The 16,108-nt window shown below is 52.7% G+C and carries 18 protein-coding genes and 1 tRNA gene; 12 read left to right on the top strand and 7 right to left on the bottom strand.

Features of this window, described 5'->3' with window-relative positions; translation table 11 throughout:
- Positions 1-53 precede the first annotated feature (53 nt).
- Entirely contained in the window at positions 54-785 is a 732-nt protein-coding gene (locus tag SK62_RS03500) for a MurR/RpiR family transcriptional regulator (RefSeq protein WP_015571796.1), read from the bottom strand.
- A 266-nt stretch (positions 786-1,051) separates the two neighbouring features.
- On the opposite strand from SK62_RS03500, the gene SK62_RS03505 reads away from it, so the two are divergent.
- Positions 1,052-1,711, top strand: coding sequence for a PAQR family membrane homeostasis protein TrhA (locus tag SK62_RS03505; protein ID WP_003863433.1), 660 nt, complete (start codon positions 1,052-1,054; stop codon positions 1,709-1,711).
- Between the two features lie 111 nt (positions 1,712-1,822).
- On the opposite strand, the gene ygfZ is transcribed toward SK62_RS03505, so the two are convergent.
- Positions 1,823-2,803, bottom strand: a complete 981-nt coding sequence (gene ygfZ, locus SK62_RS03510; RefSeq protein WP_022649306.1) for a tRNA-modifying protein YgfZ — start codon at positions 2,801-2,803, stop codon at positions 1,823-1,825.
- A 294-nt stretch (positions 2,804-3,097) separates the two neighbouring features.
- On the opposite strand from ygfZ, the gene sdhE reads away from it, so the two are divergent.
- Positions 3,098-3,364 carry an FAD assembly factor SdhE gene (sdhE, locus tag SK62_RS03515; RefSeq protein ID WP_003863437.1) on the top strand — a complete coding sequence of 89 codons (267 nt, stop codon included), beginning with the start codon at positions 3,098-3,100 and terminating at the stop codon, positions 3,362-3,364.
- Positions 3,345-3,755: a protein YgfX gene (locus SK62_RS03520; protein WP_017382887.1), complete on the top strand. Its 411-nt coding sequence runs from the start codon at positions 3,345-3,347 to the stop codon at positions 3,753-3,755. Before sdhE ends, SK62_RS03520 begins: the two co-directional genes overlap by 20 nt.
- A 1-nt stretch (position 3,756) precedes the next feature.
- On the opposite strand, the gene fldB is transcribed toward SK62_RS03520, so the two are convergent.
- Complete coding sequence (fldB, locus tag SK62_RS03525; protein WP_015571793.1) at positions 3,757-4,278, bottom strand: flavodoxin FldB; 522 nt, start codon at positions 4,276-4,278, stop codon at positions 3,757-3,759.
- 101 nt (positions 4,279-4,379) lie between these two features.
- Here fldB and xerD point away from each other — a divergent pair, with 101 nt between their 5' ends.
- The 5 genes from xerD to lysS all read left to right on the top strand — a co-directional run bounded on the left by xerD (position 4,380) and on the right by lysS (position 10,473).
- Positions 4,380-5,276, top strand: a complete 897-nt coding sequence (xerD, locus tag SK62_RS03530) for a site-specific tyrosine recombinase XerD (RefSeq protein WP_003863442.1) — start codon at positions 4,380-4,382, stop codon at positions 5,274-5,276.
- Positions 5,277-5,304: 28 nt separating this feature from the next.
- Entirely contained in the window at positions 5,305-6,018 is a 714-nt protein-coding gene (gene dsbC / locus SK62_RS03535) for a bifunctional protein-disulfide isomerase/oxidoreductase DsbC (protein WP_015571792.1), read from the top strand.
- Between the two features lie 5 nt (positions 6,019-6,023).
- Positions 6,024-7,757, top strand: a complete 1,734-nt coding sequence (gene recJ / locus SK62_RS03540; protein ID WP_047719217.1) for a single-stranded-DNA-specific exonuclease RecJ — start codon at positions 6,024-6,026, stop codon at positions 7,755-7,757.
- Between the two features lie 90 nt (positions 7,758-7,847).
- Positions 7,848-8,946 (top strand): peptide chain release factor 2 gene (gene prfB / locus SK62_RS03550; RefSeq protein WP_096147815.1). Its coding sequence is split into 2 segments (ribosomal slippage): positions 7,848-7,922 and positions 7,924-8,946, totalling 1,098 coding nucleotides; the frame shifts between segments, so codons are not numbered across the junction.
- 9 nt (positions 8,947-8,955) lie between these two features.
- A complete protein-coding gene (lysS, locus tag SK62_RS03555; RefSeq protein WP_047719219.1) occupies positions 8,956-10,473 on the top strand; it encodes a lysine--tRNA ligase in 1,518 nt (505 codons plus the stop codon).
- A 48-nt stretch (positions 10,474-10,521) separates the two neighbouring features.
- Here the strand turns inward: lysS and idi are convergent, their stop codons facing one another.
- Complete coding sequence (idi, locus tag SK62_RS03560) at positions 10,522-11,064, bottom strand: isopentenyl-diphosphate Delta-isomerase (RefSeq protein WP_003863454.1); 543 nt, start codon at positions 11,062-11,064, stop codon at positions 10,522-10,524.
- 163 nt (positions 11,065-11,227) lie between these two features.
- Between idi and actS the strand changes: the two genes are divergently transcribed.
- From actS to SK62_RS03575, 3 genes are all read left to right on the top strand, one after another.
- Positions 11,228-11,968, top strand: coding sequence for an amidase activator ActS (gene actS, locus SK62_RS03565; RefSeq protein WP_022651807.1), 741 nt, complete (start codon positions 11,228-11,230; stop codon positions 11,966-11,968).
- Between the two features lie 80 nt (positions 11,969-12,048).
- A tRNA-Gly gene (locus SK62_RS03570) sits at positions 12,049-12,122 on the top strand.
- Between the two features lie 532 nt (positions 12,123-12,654).
- A complete protein-coding gene (locus tag SK62_RS03575; RefSeq protein WP_047719220.1) occupies positions 12,655-13,494 on the top strand; it encodes a hypothetical protein in 840 nt (279 codons plus the stop codon).
- Positions 13,495-13,566: 72 nt separating this feature from the next.
- Here the strand turns inward: SK62_RS03575 and SK62_RS03580 are convergent, their stop codons facing one another.
- From SK62_RS03580 to SK62_RS21980, 3 genes are all read right to left on the bottom strand, one after another.
- Positions 13,567-13,767 (bottom strand): hypothetical protein, encoded by a 201-nt coding sequence (locus SK62_RS03580; protein ID WP_047719221.1) that lies wholly within the window; start codon positions 13,765-13,767, stop codon positions 13,567-13,569.
- Between the two features lie 59 nt (positions 13,768-13,826).
- Complete coding sequence (locus tag SK62_RS03585; protein ID WP_229690667.1) at positions 13,827-14,411, bottom strand: hypothetical protein; 585 nt, start codon at positions 14,409-14,411, stop codon at positions 13,827-13,829.
- A 1,024-nt stretch (positions 14,412-15,435) separates the two neighbouring features.
- Complete coding sequence (locus SK62_RS21980) at positions 15,436-15,684, bottom strand: hypothetical protein (protein WP_072059180.1); 249 nt, start codon at positions 15,682-15,684, stop codon at positions 15,436-15,438.
- 235 nt (positions 15,685-15,919) lie between these two features.
- Here SK62_RS21980 and SK62_RS03590 point away from each other — a divergent pair, with 235 nt between their 5' ends.
- The gene (locus tag SK62_RS03590; RefSeq protein WP_047719222.1) at positions 15,920-16,099 is read left to right on the top strand and encodes a DUF3606 domain-containing protein; all 180 of its coding nucleotides are present in this window, start codon (positions 15,920-15,922) and stop codon (positions 16,097-16,099) included.
- The last annotated feature ends 9 nt before the right edge of the window (positions 16,100-16,108 follow it).

The following is a 16,108-nucleotide window of genomic DNA, read 5'->3' on the forward strand; positions in this document are numbered from 1 at the left end:
GATATAACATTTTGCGGAAATTGTAATTTGTCACATCAAAAAAACAGGATGTTTTATTCTGTTAATTTCTTCGCCAGTTTCCGGCCTAATGATTCCAGAATATAGATGACGGGAATTTGCGTGGTGATATCGTAAACGCCGCCAATGCGCGTTTGCGGGACATGCCAGGAGAGGTTAAAGTCCGCCAGCTTTGCGAGACGTGAATGTTCGTGGCTGGTGACTGAGAGCACCTTGCAGTGGTGCAGGCTGAACTGGCTGGCGAAGCGCAGGATCTCCTCGGTTTCGCCGGAGACGGAGAGTACAATAGCCAGCGCATTTTTAGCCATGTCGTTAGTGACCGGGAAATAAGGATCGTCGATATGGTTGCTGAATTTCCCGATATTTGAAAAGAAACGTGCGCCATATTTTGCCAGCGATCCGGAGGTGCCCGCACCGACAAAAATAATTCGTTCAGATGATAAAATAATATCGACGGCGTTATCTAATAGCGCATCAAACTCTTCGTTATTTACGCTTTTAAAGAAGCTGATGATTTCACTGGCACCAAAATTCGCCTGCTGCGGCTCGTTCTGCTCCAGATAGAGTTTAAAGCGCACCCGAAATTCCGAGTAGCCATCGCAGTTAAGCTTGCGGCAGAAGCGCAGGATGGTAGTAGTGGAAACGCCCGCCGCATCCGCCAGCTCGCGGATGGTCATGTACATCACTTTATCGCGGTTCTTAATGACATAGTTGTAGACCATCATTTCCAGATTGTTGAGGCTGGCAATGGCGGAATGGCTGAACATACTCACAATGGCTAAACTCGCTGTCGGACACTATTCCTGAAGCATACCATGATGACGAAGGACGGGAGACGGATTTATCTCCTTGATTACTTAGATGTTAATGAAATCATTTACACCTGTGCGGTGGATTGTTTTTACATTATGCTGATTTATAAGGATAAATCTTGAATGTGGATTTATTTTAGCTAACAGGTGTTCACTGGAATCATTCTCAGTTAGCATAGACTGGCGATGAATAATCATCTTTTGTTTTCCCGGAGTTAAGTATGGTGAGCAGACCATTAATCGCACAGGGATATTCGCTGGCTGAGGAAGTAGCCAACAGTATAAGCCACGGCATTGGCCTGGTTTTTGGGATTGTCGGCTTAGTGTTATTGCTGGTACAGGCAGTGGATACCAACGCCAGCGCGATGGCCATTACCAGCTACAGTCTGTATGGCGGGAGTATGATCCTGCTTTTCCTGGCCTCAACGCTGTATCACGCTATTCCGCATCAACGGGCGAAGATATGGCTCAAGAAATTTGACCACTGCGCTATCTATCTTCTTATTGCGGGTACCTATACGCCGTTTTTGCTGGTGGGGCTCAACTCACCGCTGTCGCGTGGCCTGATGATTGTGATCTGGAGCCTGGCGCTGCTGGGGATCCTGTTTAAGCTGACCATTGCGCACCGGTTTAAAGTGTTGTCGCTGGTTACCTATCTGACAATGGGCTGGCTGTCGCTGATTGTGGTGTATCAGTTAGCCATTAAGCTGGCGGTGGGGGGCGTGACGCTTCTGGCGGTGGGCGGGGTAGTCTACTCGCTGGGCGTGATTTTCTACGTCTGCAAGCGTATTCCGTACAACCATGCCATCTGGCACGGCTTTGTGCTGGGCGGCAGCGTGTGCCACTTCCTGGCAATTTATCTGTATGTTGGGCAGGTGTAGTTTTTTTGTAAGGTGCGGTCTGATGCCCTCACCCCGACCCTCTCCCACAGGGAGAGGGAGAATATCAACACCGTAGGCCCGGTAAACGCAGCGCCACCGGGCGATACAGCATCAATCTTCCAGAGAATACGGTAGCGGCTCAATGCTGAGCGTGTTTGCATCATCCCGCACGCGGAACACGCTGTCGGGCTCCATATCATTATTCATGACAACCTGCACCAGCAGGCGGCCATCATCGAGCTGGACGGCGGCTAACACGGTGCCGGTACGGCGCCAGTTTTCGCCCATCTTCATCTCAAGATCTTCACCCGCTTCCGGCACACGGCTGGCGTGACCAGCCAGTGTCCACAGGGCGCGTTTGTTCGCGCCGCGGAATTTCGCACGCGCCACCATTTCCTGACCAGTGTAGCAGCCCTTCTTAAAGCTGATACCACCCAGCGCCTGGATGTTTGTCGCCTGCGGGATAAACTGCGCGCTGTTTGCCGCGTCAATCACCGGCAGGCCCGCTTCGATGTTCAGCGCCAGCCACTGCTGGCTGTTGTTGAGCTGTGCTTCACCGCGCAGGGCGTCAGTGACGCGTTCCGCCGTTGCTTCGTCGGTTACCAGCAGGAAGCGCTCCGCCGGGTGTTCGAACCACAGAATGGAGGTCGCTCCCTCGCTGACCAGCTGTTTTTCAGCATCCGGCAGCTCGGCAAACAGGTTTTTCAGCGCTGCACGCGCCTGGAAACCCGCGACCCCCAGCAGAACGTGTTCATCGTCCGGGGCGATGGTGACTTTAGAAAAGACCGCGTATTTTTTCAGCTCTTTAAGCTGGGCGTCACGCAGGCTGCGGCGCTCAATAAAGGCGAATCCGTCCTGACGGCGGAACAGACGCAGGTTGCTCCACATTTTGCCTTTTGGATCGCAATGCGCGGCCAGCAGATGCTGGTGCTCAGTCAACTGCGCCACGTCCGCCGTGACCTGGCCTTGCAGGTATTTTTCACTGTCCGCACCAGTCAGTGTCGCCAGTGCCCAGTCATCAAGAGTAATCAGCGTCAGCGGCAGACGCGCAGAGGCGGCGGGCTGGCGAGGAGAAAATGGTGTAAATGCCATAGTGATGTCCTGAATTGCTTAACGCTTTGATAATACCTAATGGTAAAAGAGACTGTATTCAATGCAAGCGCTTTCAGCAGGCCATTCGTGCCATTACGCGGTTATGCGTGGCGCTACGCAAAATAGTGTAATCCGCTGTCTTTATAAGGATTATTCAGGGAGCCTGCTCGAGGTTCGCAATATTCCAGTAAAGAAACGGTCAAAAACACGTTACACTAGCAGGTGTTCCCGGAGAGCAATAATGAATACCAAACGGGATACCGACTGTGCCAAACGTAATGCAGGAAACAGAACATGGATATTAACAACAAGGCCCGTATTCACTGGGCGTGCCGTCGCGGCATGCGTGAACTTGATATCTCCATCATGCCTTTCTTCGAGTATGAGTACGACAGCTTAAGCGATGACGATAAGCGCCTGTTTGTCCGTCTGCTTGAGTCTGACGATCCGGATTTATTCAACTGGCTGATGAATCACGGCAAGCCCGCCGACACCGAGTTGCAACGGATGGTGCAATTAATTCAAACACGGAATCAGGAACGTGGTCCTGTGGCAATCTGATCTTCGCGTCTCGTGGCGCTCACAGTGGATGTCCTTACTGCTCCACGGGCTGGTGGCGGCACTGGTGTTATTGGTGCCGTGGCCGCTTAGCTATACCCCTCTGTGGTTGCTATTGCTGTCGTTTGTGGTGTTTGACAGCGTGCGCAGCCAGCGTCGAATCAACGCCCGTCAGGGTGAAATTAAGCTGCTGATGGATTCTCGCCTGCGCTGGCAGGGAAAAGAGTGGGAGATGATGGGGACGCCGTGGATGCTTAATACCGGGATGATGCTACGGCTGCGTCGGGTCGAGGATAACCGTCGCCAGCACCTGTGGCTGGCCGCAGACAGTATGGATCCCGCGGAGTGGCGAGATCTGCGCCGGTTGATCGTGCAACAGCCGACGCAGGAGTAAATCAGCTGAACTGCTCGGCCATCTCACCCAGAATCTGCTCGCACCAGCTCTGGAGGCGCTCGTCGCTAAGATCGTACTGGTTGGTTTCATCCAGCGCGAGCCCGACAAACAGCTGACCGTCGGCAATAATCGGTTTTTGACTGGTGAACTCATAGCCTTCCGTAGGCCAGTAGCCGATAAAGGTCGCGCCCTTTGGCGCCAGTTTGTCGTGCAGCATGCCGAGTGCGTCAAGGAACCACTCCCCGTAGCCCAACTGGTCGCCCATGCCGTACATCGCAATGATTTTGCCTTCAAAATTGACTGAATCGAGCTGATCCCAGATGGCTTCCCAGTCTTCCTGAATCTCACCAAAGTCCCAGGTAGGGATACCCAGAATCAGCACATCGTACTGCTCCATCAAGGCAACCGCGTCATCTTTCAGGTTATGCAGCGTCACCAGTTCCGGGCCAATGATGTCACGAATTTTCTCCGCCGCCATTTCGGTGTAGCAGGTGCTGGAACCATAGAACAGACCAATATTCATCGCGTAACTATCTCAATTCTTGCTATGACTTTGCGCGTAGTGTACCAGAAACCGATGGCATTCAGGCATAATGGCCAGATTGCAGAACCAAAGGGGCTGATGTGGAAAAGGATCTCGCACTCATCGAACAGTTTCTCGACGCGCTGTGGCTGGAGAAAAACCTCGCTGAAAATACGCTCAGCGCCTATCGTCGGGATCTCACGCTGCTGGTCGAGTGGCTGGCACATCGTGGGCTGACGCTTGAAAGCGCGCAAAGCGATGACCTGCAAGGGTTACTGGCTGAGCGGATGGAAGGGGGGTACAAAGCCACCAGCTCTGCACGTCTGCTGAGCGCCATGCGCCGCCTGTTCCAGCACCTGTACCGCGAGAAGATCCGCGCGGATGACCCCAGCGCACTGCTGGCATCGCCTAAACTGCCTCAGCGGCTGCCAAAAGATCTCAGTGAAGCACAAGTTGAGAGATTATTACAGTCGCCCGCAGTTGACCTTCCGCTGGAGTTACGCGATAAAGCCATGCTTGAACTATTGTATGCCACGGGCTTGCGCGTTTCCGAGCTGGTGGGCCTGACGATGAGCGATATCAGCCTGCGTCAGGGCGTGGTGCGCGTTATCGGTAAAGGGAACAAAGAACGGCTGGTGCCGCTGGGTGAAGAGGCGGTCTACTGGCTGGAGACGTATCTGGAACACGGGCGTCCGTGGCTGCTGAACGGCGTCTCCATAGATGTATTGTTCCCGAGCCAGCGCGCGCAGCAGATGACGCGACAAACGTTCTGGCATCGCATTAAACATTACGCCACACTGGCGGGTATTGACAGTGAGAAGCTGTCGCCGCACGTTTTGCGTCACGCCTTCGCGACGCATCTGTTAAACCACGGCGCTGATTTACGCGTGGTGCAGATGTTGCTTGGACACAGCGATCTTTCAACGACGCAAATATACACCCATGTCGCGACGGAACGCCTGCGGCAGCTACACCAACAGCACCACCCTCGCGCGTGAGTGCCGACGAATTGTTACAGGAACAAATATGAAAAAGTCTTTAGCGCTGCTCACCCTGCTGGCAGCTTCGGTTTCCGGTATTGCCCATGCGGACGATGCCGCCATTAAACAGTCTCTGACGAAACTCGGCGTCGCCAGCAGCGAGATCCAGCCAGCGCCGGTGGCTGGCATGAAAACGGTGCTGACCAACAGCGGCGTGCTGTACGTGACCGAAGACGGCAAACACATCATTCAGGGGCCTATGTACGACGTGAGCGGCGCGCAGCCGGTGAACGTCACTAACCAGCTGCTGATGAAAAACCTGAACGCGCTCGAAAAAGAGATGATTGTCTACAAGGCGGCGCAGGAAAAGCACGTTATTACTGTCTTCACCGACATCACCTGCGGCTACTGCCACAAGCTGCATGAAGAGATGAAAGACTACAACGCGCTGGGCATTACCGTGCGTTACCTGGCTTTCCCACGCGCCGGCGTGCAGAGCCAGCCTGAGCAGGATATGAAAGCGATCTGGTGTGCGAAAGACCGCAACAAGGCCTTTGATGATGCGATGAACGGCAAAGGCGTGAAGCCCGCGTCCTGCGATATCGACATCGCTAACCACTACGCGCTGGGCGTACAGTTTGGCGTGAGCGGTACGCCAGCCATTGTGCTGAGTAACGGCTACGTGGTACCGGGCTACCAGGGTCCAAAAGAGATGAAAGCGTTCCTCGACGAGCACCAGAAACAGATGGGTGGTAAATAATTCGCGTGAAAGCCCCGATAAAACTGCGCCGCCGCGATGCGGGTGAAACCGCGGATTTACCAGACACGCTTCCGCTGCTGTTAAAGCGGCTGTACGCCAGCCGTGGCGTGCGTACGGCAAGCGATCTTGAGCGCAGCGTCAAAGGCATGCTGCCCTGGCAGGCGCTGAATGGCATCGAAAAAGCGACTGAAATGCTCTACGACGCGTTCCGGGAAGGCACGCGGATTGTCGTGGTGGGCGATTTCGATGCCGACGGCGCAACCAGTACCGCGCTGAGCGTGCTCAGCCTGCGTGCGCTGGGCTGTGATAACGTGACTTACCTGGTGCCGAACCGGTTTGAAGACGGCTACGGCCTCAGCCCGGAAGTGGTCGATCAGGCCCACGCCCGTGGCGCACAGATGATCATGACCGTGGATAACGGGATCTCTTCTCATGCGGGGGTCGATCATGCCCATGCGCTGGGGATCCCGGTACTGGTCACCGATCACCACCTGCCAGGCGAAACTCTGCCTGCCGCCGAAGCCATCATTAACCCGAACCTGCGCGACTGCGATTTCCCGTCGAAATCGCTGGCCGGAGTAGGGGTGGCGTTTTATCTGATGCTGGCGTTACGCACGTTGCTGCGAGATAAGGGCTGGTTCGAATCGCGCGGGATTGCCGTGCCGAACCTCGCGGAGTATCTCGATCTGGTGGCGCTGGGAACCGTGGCGGACGTGGTGCCGCTCGATACCAATAACCGTATTCTCACCTGGCAGGGCTTAAGCCGCATTCGGGCAGGTAAATGCCGTCCGGGGATTAAGGCGCTGCTGGAAATTGCCAACCGCGATCCGCTGAAGCTTGCGGCAAGCGATTTAGGCTTTGCCCTCGGCCCGCGCCTGAACGCGGCGGGGCGGCTGGATGATATGTCGGTTGGCGTTGCGCTGCTGCTGTGCGACAACATCGGCGAAGCGCGCGTGCTGGCCAGTGAGCTGGACGCACTCAACCAGACCCGTAAAGAGATTGAGCAGGGCATGCAGGCCGAAGCGCTGACCCTGTGCGAAAAGCTGGAGCGCAGCGGCGATACCCTGCCGGGCGGGCTGGCGATGTATCACCCCGAATGGCACCAGGGCGTGGTGGGCATTCTGGCGTCGCGCATTAAAGAGCGTTTCCACCGCCCGGTGATCGCGTTCGCCCCCGCCGGGGACGGCACGCTGAAAGGCTCCGGTCGTTCCATTCAGGGTCTGCATATGCGCGATGCGCTGGAGCGTCTGGATACGCTGCATCCAAACTTGATGATTAAGTTCGGCGGTCACGCGATGGCGGCAGGCCTGTCGCTGGAAGAGGCGAAGTTCGACGAATTCCAGCGTCTGTTTGGCGAACTGGTCACCGAGTGGATCGATCCGGCTCTGTTGCAGGGTGAAGTGGTTTCTGACGGTGAGCTTTCACCGGCTGAAATGACCATGGAGGTGGCGCAGATGCTGCGCGATGCCGGCCCGTGGGGGCAGATGTTCCCGGAGCCGCTTTTCGACGGACGTTTTCGTTTGCTGCAACAGCGCATCGTGGGCGAACGCCATCTCAAAGTGATGGTGGAACTGGTCGGCGGCGGACCGCTGCTCGACGGCATCGCCTTTAACGTTGATACCTCCATCTGGCCGGACAACGGCGTGCGCGAGGTTGAGCTGGCCTATAAGCTGGATATTAACGAGTTCCGCGGTAACCGCTCCCTTCAGATCATCATCGACAATATCTGGCCAATTTAGCGTCAGTAATCTCTATAAAAAAGGGCGTGGATTCGGTACAATCCCGCTCTTATCACCGCATTTTGACAAGCTCATAAAAGAAAACAGACCATGTTTGAAATTAATCCGGTAAAAAACCGCATTCAGGACCTCACGGAGCGCTCTGACGTTCTTAGGGGGTATCTTTGACTACGATGCCAAGAAAGAGCGTCTCGAAGAAGTAAACGCCGAGCTGGAACAGCCGGACGTCTGGAACGAACCTGAGCGCGCTCAGGCGCTGGGTAAAGAGCGTTCCTCCCTCGAAGCCATCGTAGATACGCTGGATCAAATGGCGCAGGGTCTGGAAGATGTTTCTGGGCTGCTGGAGCTGGCTGTCGAAGCCGACGACGAAGAAACCTTTAACGAAGCCGTGGCAGAGCTCGACGTGCTGGAAGAGAAGCTGGCGCAGCTGGAATTCCGTCGCATGTTCTCCGGCGAATACGATAGCGCTGACTGCTATCTCGATATTCAGGCAGGTTCTGGCGGTACCGAAGCGCAGGACTGGGCGAGCATGCTGATGCGCATGTACCTGCGCTGGGCGGAAGCGCGCGGTTTCAAAACCGAGATTATCGAAGAGTCCGAAGGTGAAGTGGCGGGTATCAAATCCGTCACCATCAAGATTATTGGCGATTACGCTTACGGCTGGCTGCGTACCGAGACCGGCGTTCACCGCCTGGTGCGTAAGAGCCCGTTCGATTCCGGCGGCCGTCGTCACACCTCCTTCAGCTCCGCGTTTGTCTACCCGGAAGTCGATGAAGATATCGATATCGACATCAACCCGGCGGATCTGCGTATCGACGTTTACCGCGCATCCGGCGCGGGTGGTCAGCACGTTAACCGTACGGAATCTGCGGTGCGTATTACCCACATTCCAACCGGGCTGGTAACACAGTGCCAGAACGACCGTTCCCAGCATAAGAACAAAGACCAGGCCATGAAGCAGATGAAAGCGAAGCTTTATGAGCTGGAGATGCAGAAGAAAAATGCTGAGAAGCAGGCGATGGAAGACAACAAGTCCGATATCGGCTGGGGCAGCCAGATCCGTTCTTACGTCCTTGATGACTCCCGCATCAAAGACCTGCGTACCGGGGTTGAAACCCGCAACACGCAGGCGGTGCTGGACGGCAGCCTGGACCAATTTATCGAAGCAAGTTTGAAAGCAGGGTTATGAGGAACCAACATGTCTGAACAACAAGCACAGGGCGCTGACGCGGTAGTCGATCTTAACAACGAACTGAAAACCCGCCGCGAGAAGCTGGCAGCGCTGCGCAAGCAGGGCGTGCCGTTCCCGAACGATTTTCGTCGTGACCACACCTCAGACCAACTGCACGCAGACTTCGACGGTAAAGAGAACGAAGAGCTGGAAGCGCTGAACGTTGAAGTGTCCGTGGCGGGCCGCATGATGACCCGTCGTATCATGGGTAAAGCGTCCTTCGTGACCTTACAGGACGTTGGCGGCCGCATTCAGCTGTACGTCTCTCGTGACGACCTGCCGGAAGGCATCTACAACGAGCAGTTCAAAAAGTGGGACCTCGGCGATATCCTGGGCGCTAAAGGTAAACTGTTCAAAACCAAGACCGGTGAACTGTCTATCCACTGCACCGAACTGCGTCTGCTGACCAAAGCCCTGCGCCCGCTGCCGGACAAGTTCCACGGTTTGCAGGATCAGGAAGCGCGCTATCGTCAGCGTTACCTGGATCTCATCTCTAACGATGAATCCCGTAAGACCTTCAAAATTCGCTCCCAGATCATGGCCGGTATTCGCCAGTTCATGGTTAACCGCGACTTTATGGAAGTAGAAACCCCGATGATGCAGGTGATCCCAGGCGGTGCCTCTGCCCGTCCGTTCATCACCCATCACAACGCCCTGGACCTGGACATGTACCTGCGTATCGCGCCGGAACTGTACCTGAAGCGTCTGGTGGTCGGCGGTTTCGACCGCGTGTTTGAGATCAACCGTAACTTCCGTAACGAAGGTATCTCCGTACGTCATAACCCAGAGTTCACCATGATGGAACTCTATATGGCGTATGCGGATTACAAAGATCTGATCGAGCTGACCGAATCCCTGTTCCGCACCCTGGCGCAGGACATTCTGGGCACCACCCAGGTGCCTTACGGTGAAGAGGTGTTCGACTTCGGCAAGCCGTTCGAAAAACTGACCATGCGCGAAGCGATCAAGAAATACCGTCCGGAAACCAACATGGCGGATCTGGATAACTTCGACTCTGCGAAAGCGATCGCTGAAAGCATCGGTATCAAGGTTGAGAAGAGCTGGGGCTTGGGTCGTATCGTGACCGAAATCTTCGAAGAAGTGGCCGAAGCGCACCTGATTCAGCCGACCTTCATCACCGAATACCCGGCGGAGGTGTCTCCCCTGGCGCGTCGTAATGACGAGAACCCGGAAATCACCGATCGCTTCGAATTCTTCATCGGTGGCCGCGAAATCGGTAACGGCTTTAGCGAGCTGAACGATGCAGAAGATCAGGCGCAGCGCTTCCAGGATCAGGTTAACGCGAAAGCGGCAGGCGACGACGAAGCGATGTTCTTCGACGAAGACTACGTGACCGCGCTGGAGCACGGCCTGCCGCCGACGGCTGGCCTGGGTATTGGTATCGACCGTATGGTGATGCTGTTCACTAACAGCCACACCATCCGCGACGTGATCCTGTTCCCGGCGATGCGTCCGGTGAAATAAGCCGTTAAGACGTAAAAAAAGCCCCGTGCGTTTATCACCGGGGCTTTTTTATTGCGCCGCGAAGGCGCTGAGTTTTTCACGCGCGGTGTTCGCTTCCTGCACCATCCACGGGCTAAATGCCCACGGTGTGGCGTCCAGCGCGCGGAATAGCGCGTCCAGCTCCACCCACTGATACTCCATCACTTCATCGTCATTGATTGCGAGGGTATTCGTTACGCGGGCGGCATAGACCGGGCAGATTTCGTTTTCAACGATCCCTGACGGGTCGGCTTCACGGTAGCGGAACTCCGGGGCAATGGGGGTGATGTCTGTGATTTCGGCGCCGACTTCAAAGCGACAGCGGCGGATAATCGCCTGCTCTGTCGCTTCGTCGGCCTGTGGATGACCGCAAACGGAGTTGGTCCATACGCCGGGCCAGGCTTTTTTACTTAAGGCGCGCCGGGTGATCAGACATTCTCCGTTAGCGTTAAACAGCCATGAAGAGAAGGCCAGGTGTAGCGGGGTGTGTGACGTGTGCGCGGCGTACTTCTCCTGAGTGCCAATCACCTTTCCCTGGTCATTTACCAAAATAACGTGTTCTTGAATACTCATTGATGCTCCAGTGCCAAAATGCTTAATGGTTCAGCACCACCAGCGGAATTATTATACTGCATTCTTATGCGAACGGTTTGGCCCACAGAGCGGAAAAGGGCATGACCCGCATCAGTTTGGGCTGCTATCATAGTGCGCCATTCACGCTGACCGAGGAGCTGTTTTGTTTGCAGGAAGCCTGACGAGAAACCCGATCATTGCCGTTTTCTGCCTGACGCTGACGCTACTTGTAGCAGGATGCTCGGGGAGTAAATCTTCGGATATGGGCAGTTATTCCGGTGCAGTCTATACCGTTAAGCGCGGGGACACGCTCTACCGCATCTCACGCGCCACGGGAACCAGCGTGAAGGAGCTGGCGCGCCTGAATAATATTTCTCCACCGTATACTATTGAGGTAGGGCAGAAGCTCAAGGTTAACGGCGGTTCCTCCTCAGGGAAAAAGTCCTCAACGCGTAAAACAGCCAAAGTCACGCCATCCTATCAGGTGCCTAAATCATCCTGGCCGCCGGTCGGTCAGCGCTGCTGGATCTGGCCTGCAAGCGGAAAAGTGGTTGCGCCGTACTCGCTCTCGGAAGGTGGCAATAAAGGTATTGATATCGCTGCCGCACGCGGCACACCGGTTTACGCTTCAGGGGCCGGGAAGGTGGTCTATGTCGGTAACCAGCTTCGTGGATACGGTAACCTGATCATGATTAAGCATGGTGAGGACTACATTACGGCGTATGCGCATAACGACACGATGCTGGTCAATAACGGCCAGAACGTGAAGGCGGGGCAGAAGATTGCGACCATGGGCAGTACCGGGACGGATACGGTTAAGCTGCACTTCCAGATCCGCTATAAGGCCACGGCCATCGATCCGCAGCGTTATCTTCCGGCGCAGGGCAGTAAGCCGAAGTGCTAAGTGATTATTTAATCGCCACTTAGTGGGGGAAAGGCTTGTATGAAGAGGCGTAAGGTCTATAATGCCTTACGCACCTCAAAGCGGGCGTAGTTCAATGGTAGAACGAGAGCTTCCCAAGCTCTATACGAGGGTTCGATTCCCTTCGCCCGCTCCAGTCTCCTGATAAATCAAGAAGTTACGATTTATCAGTTAGTTACGTTGCCCCGCTAAAGCAGGTACAACTTAAACTACCCATTGTTCTACGCCCGCACCTGTCGCGTGATTGGTCTGTGGTACAAGGGAGCATATCATCACGCTGGCGGTGGTTCCACGTTCTTACCGCGACAGCACAACAACGAACAAAAAGCCGCATACCTGGCATAACTCCCAAACAGATTGATCACACGCATTTAAGCCCGATGTGTGGCCCTGTGAGCCACGTAAACAGGTGAATAGTGGTAATGCCCCGGTAGCTACAGATCCGGCTCTGCCAGCGCTTCGCTCACGCTCCTAACGGTACACGAGCACCCTGATAAGGTGTGATCTCTCTGACAATCTGATGAAGTCCCTACGCTCCGCTTGTTGCTTGTACCACTAACGGGGCTTATTGGTATCTATTGTCCTAAATCGGGGCATTGTGTCTACCACACACACCATATAACCTAGGACTATTCCTGGTGTTGGTTCTGCTAAGAAGGGTCCACTCAATGTCATATACAGAATTTCAGCCTGTTACATTCCAAGAATTAGTGGGTGAAGAGGTTGTAGATCTAATTTTCAATAAAGCCCCTACAAAAGTCTTATCTCGTGTCGTAAATGCAATCATGCACGTAGAGAGGGCAAAAAAACTTAAAGATATTGACGCTGAAATGGCCTCAATCAGGCTTATTGCAGCAGAAGAGGAACTAGTTGTTGCAATATTTGAATGGTTGAAAATCAATAAAGAGAAAATGCCTCAGCATACTGAACTAGTCAAAAGTTATAAGAATCATCAAGTGAAACTGATGTTTGTTCCAGTGCTTCTCCTGATGAAGAATATTCTTTGGCATTGTGTGCCACCAATTCCTAACCTAAATGAAAGAAATCTAAAAATTTATCCTAAGCATGATGACGGGAAAATTGTTATCATGTTACAACTACCATTCTCAGATGTACAATTCCCTTTGAATCCACTATCTGTTTTTATCACAATGGGCGAGGATGTGGATGAAAATCAAGTGGTTGATTCATTGTATTCAGAGCTGGAAGATACTGTAAAAATAAAATATGGCATGACATTAAAACAATTCATAAAACAACGTGCCGAATTTAGAAATACTCTTCTTTATGCTGGGGATGCCATACCTGTTAACTATGTAGTTGATTATGACGAGATGACATCTATCTGTTATAGTGCGTATGAAGCCCTTTTGTGGTCTTTGGCTGCGCTCCTAACGAACGACCCATTATCACCACACCTTGGGGCTGTGAGTCAATTCATTGCTATTTATAAAAAGGTTTTATTAGATTCTAAAGTTATAAAGTTGAAAGAAACGTCGGGCCAATAATTCAGTGAGTATTGCCAATTTCAGAAGGTAATAAAAAAGGCCAGCCCTCACAGGCTAGCCTTTTGAATATTTTCAGTTTTTCATGCACTGCCGGAGTTTTTTCTTTTCCAACATTATTTTTAATGCTCGCTCAAACCCATGTTGCTTTTCGTAACGGCTAAAAGCCACCTGATCGATCCCCAACTTACGAGCCAGCGCCGAACGGTTGATAATATCGGCATTGGTGGCGGTGTACACCTCACCCATCCCCGGAATGTTGATCGCTAATTTCATTACTCACCTCAAATAGTAAAAAGCCCCAGCAATGCCAGGGCTAAAATTTGCTTGCTGTCTTACTTCAGCGTGATGGTAGTCAGCCACTGAGGACGCAACAGGAGAGGCAACAGAGAAAATTCACTTTGCATCTTAATCATCCCGTCATCGTCAACACTGGTCCAACCGTAGCGATCCTTAACGCCACCTTTCACAGCCAGGCTCTGATTGCGGCTACATGGTCCTGAAATTCGGCGCAAAAACGAAACGTCAGGGTTAGTCATACGTGGGACAACCAAACCGCTGTTTTCTTCAACTGGGTAGGTAGGGTCACCAGCCAGATCGATAAAGGTTACAGGACCCAGCGACATGGTATTAAAACCACTTAATGCGTTAGGAATGACAGCACCGGAGATCTGCGCCTGCTGTACGCTGTGCAGGATAAACGCTTGAATCTCTTTGTTGGTGGCGATAACGTCATACAGGCCACTGTCACACATCACATAGAGACGGTCGCTATAGTTGCGGGCACCGCCCAGCGCTTGGGCCACCTGGCGGCGCAGTTTGGCTAGTTGCTGATACAGGGAATCGGCGGAAGCATCCAGGGTAAAGGAACCCGGAGACCGGGACGGTCTCCCTTTTCTTTGTGTTGCAAACACCCCCATTTAAATGGCGTTAAATAGGGATTAAATACCCGGTAAATGAAGCACAGGCCCCAATAAAGGCTTGTAAAGATGAGGTGAGTTGGTTGAATTATGTACAGTCGAGACCCCCTAACCTCTAATATCTAATTGATTTTGCTGATGTAATTTTCTATTCATATGGGGTATGCGTAGCATAATTCACTCTAACCCCAAAAAATTTTTTTCTCAGAAAGTCAAAACCCCGAAAATCTGCAATTGAGAGCTATTCTCATCTGTGGGTAATACTGATAATTACTCTCAACAACCCCGGGCGGTAGCCACCGCCCTAAACCCAAAATGTGTTTTTGCTCAAAGGTAAAGCCTGAAGAGGCGGACGCCTCGAAAGGGTAGAAAATAGGGTTAGTGCGTGGGAGTTATCCACAGGTGAACGGCGTTACTCACAGGAGGAATGGAAATACAGGAATGTAAGCCTGAAGAGGCGGATCAGATGGGAAAAGAGTTCCCCCGGAGGGCGTTACAGGAGGTTAAGAGGTTGAAACGTTCAAAAGCGTACAGGTCTAACCTGTTGCGGGATTGTTAAAAAGGTACGTGTAAGAGTCATTATGTTAAATTGCTGTGCAAATAGCGACCAAATCATAATTTAATGCCCATCCAAAATTACAATAATCACCTGCAAGACTCTGTAAGCCTCCCTGAGGTGTCGAAAGGGTTTAGCTGTGGGGTTGTATAGGAGGAGGGGAAATAACGCCACAGGGGAGCGCACAGGAGGCCAACCGGGAAGGGTGCCCTGATATTTCCAGAAAATGACATAGGCCCCCGGGGGGCGGGGTGTTTGGGTGCCTGGCAGATCTGCCCAAACTCCAAGATATTTTCCACCTTAACAGGGCAGGGTCCCACTGGTTTAGCCATCGTAAAAATATAGCGGTGATACTTACATGATCTGCGTACAGGCGATCAGCGCCATTTGATGCACATGTATAGGATTGGCTGGGTGAGGCTTACCTGAGGGAATAAAAAGCCGGGGATTGCCCGGCTTTTCTCTCAACTAACGTTTTTTATTTGATTGCGAAACCACTGAACCGGCTAAGGTTTTAGTAACTTCGCTTGAGCGCGGGTTTTTCAATGCTGCTGATGCTTTGGCTTCCATACCTGCACCAGTCTGGTTTTTTGTCCCGGCCTGGGAAAGTACCGAACCCGCTAAACTTTTCTGAATCGCCGAGGCGTTCGGATTGTTAAGGGTCTCTGCTGCCAAATGAGACACGCTTTGTGAAGATTGCTTACTATTCGCTGCCATTCAAACGCCTATTCACAGTATGGATGATTGTATATATTGTATTTTTTATATAAATAAACACAATATGTAGTGTTTATGATAATAACGAAGCGGCAAAGTTAGCAAGCTCGGAAAAAAAGTTTTTACTGGTTTTATGACCAGTGTCAATTGTTTGATAACTGACCATTTACGAAGCGGCAGAGGAGTCATATAAGTAGTGTGCAGGCATAAGCCTGTATCACGAGGAATCAGTAAAATGGCTGATGACAAGACAAAAATCGGTACACCTGACAATGATTTAATAAGTATCAAACAGGATTACGAGAGACGTGATTGGGCTAAAAAGTTTGGAGTTAGTGAGGCCAGGCTTATTCAAGCCGTACAGGCCGTAGGTCATTCGGCTAAGAAAGTACAGGCATGGCTTAAAGACCATTGATATATGGGC

The sequence above is a fragment of the Enterobacter sp. BIDMC109 genome (genome assembly GCF_001037885.1).
In the GTDB taxonomy this organism is placed as follows: domain Bacteria; phylum Pseudomonadota; class Gammaproteobacteria; order Enterobacterales; family Enterobacteriaceae; genus Enterobacter; species Enterobacter hormaechei_C.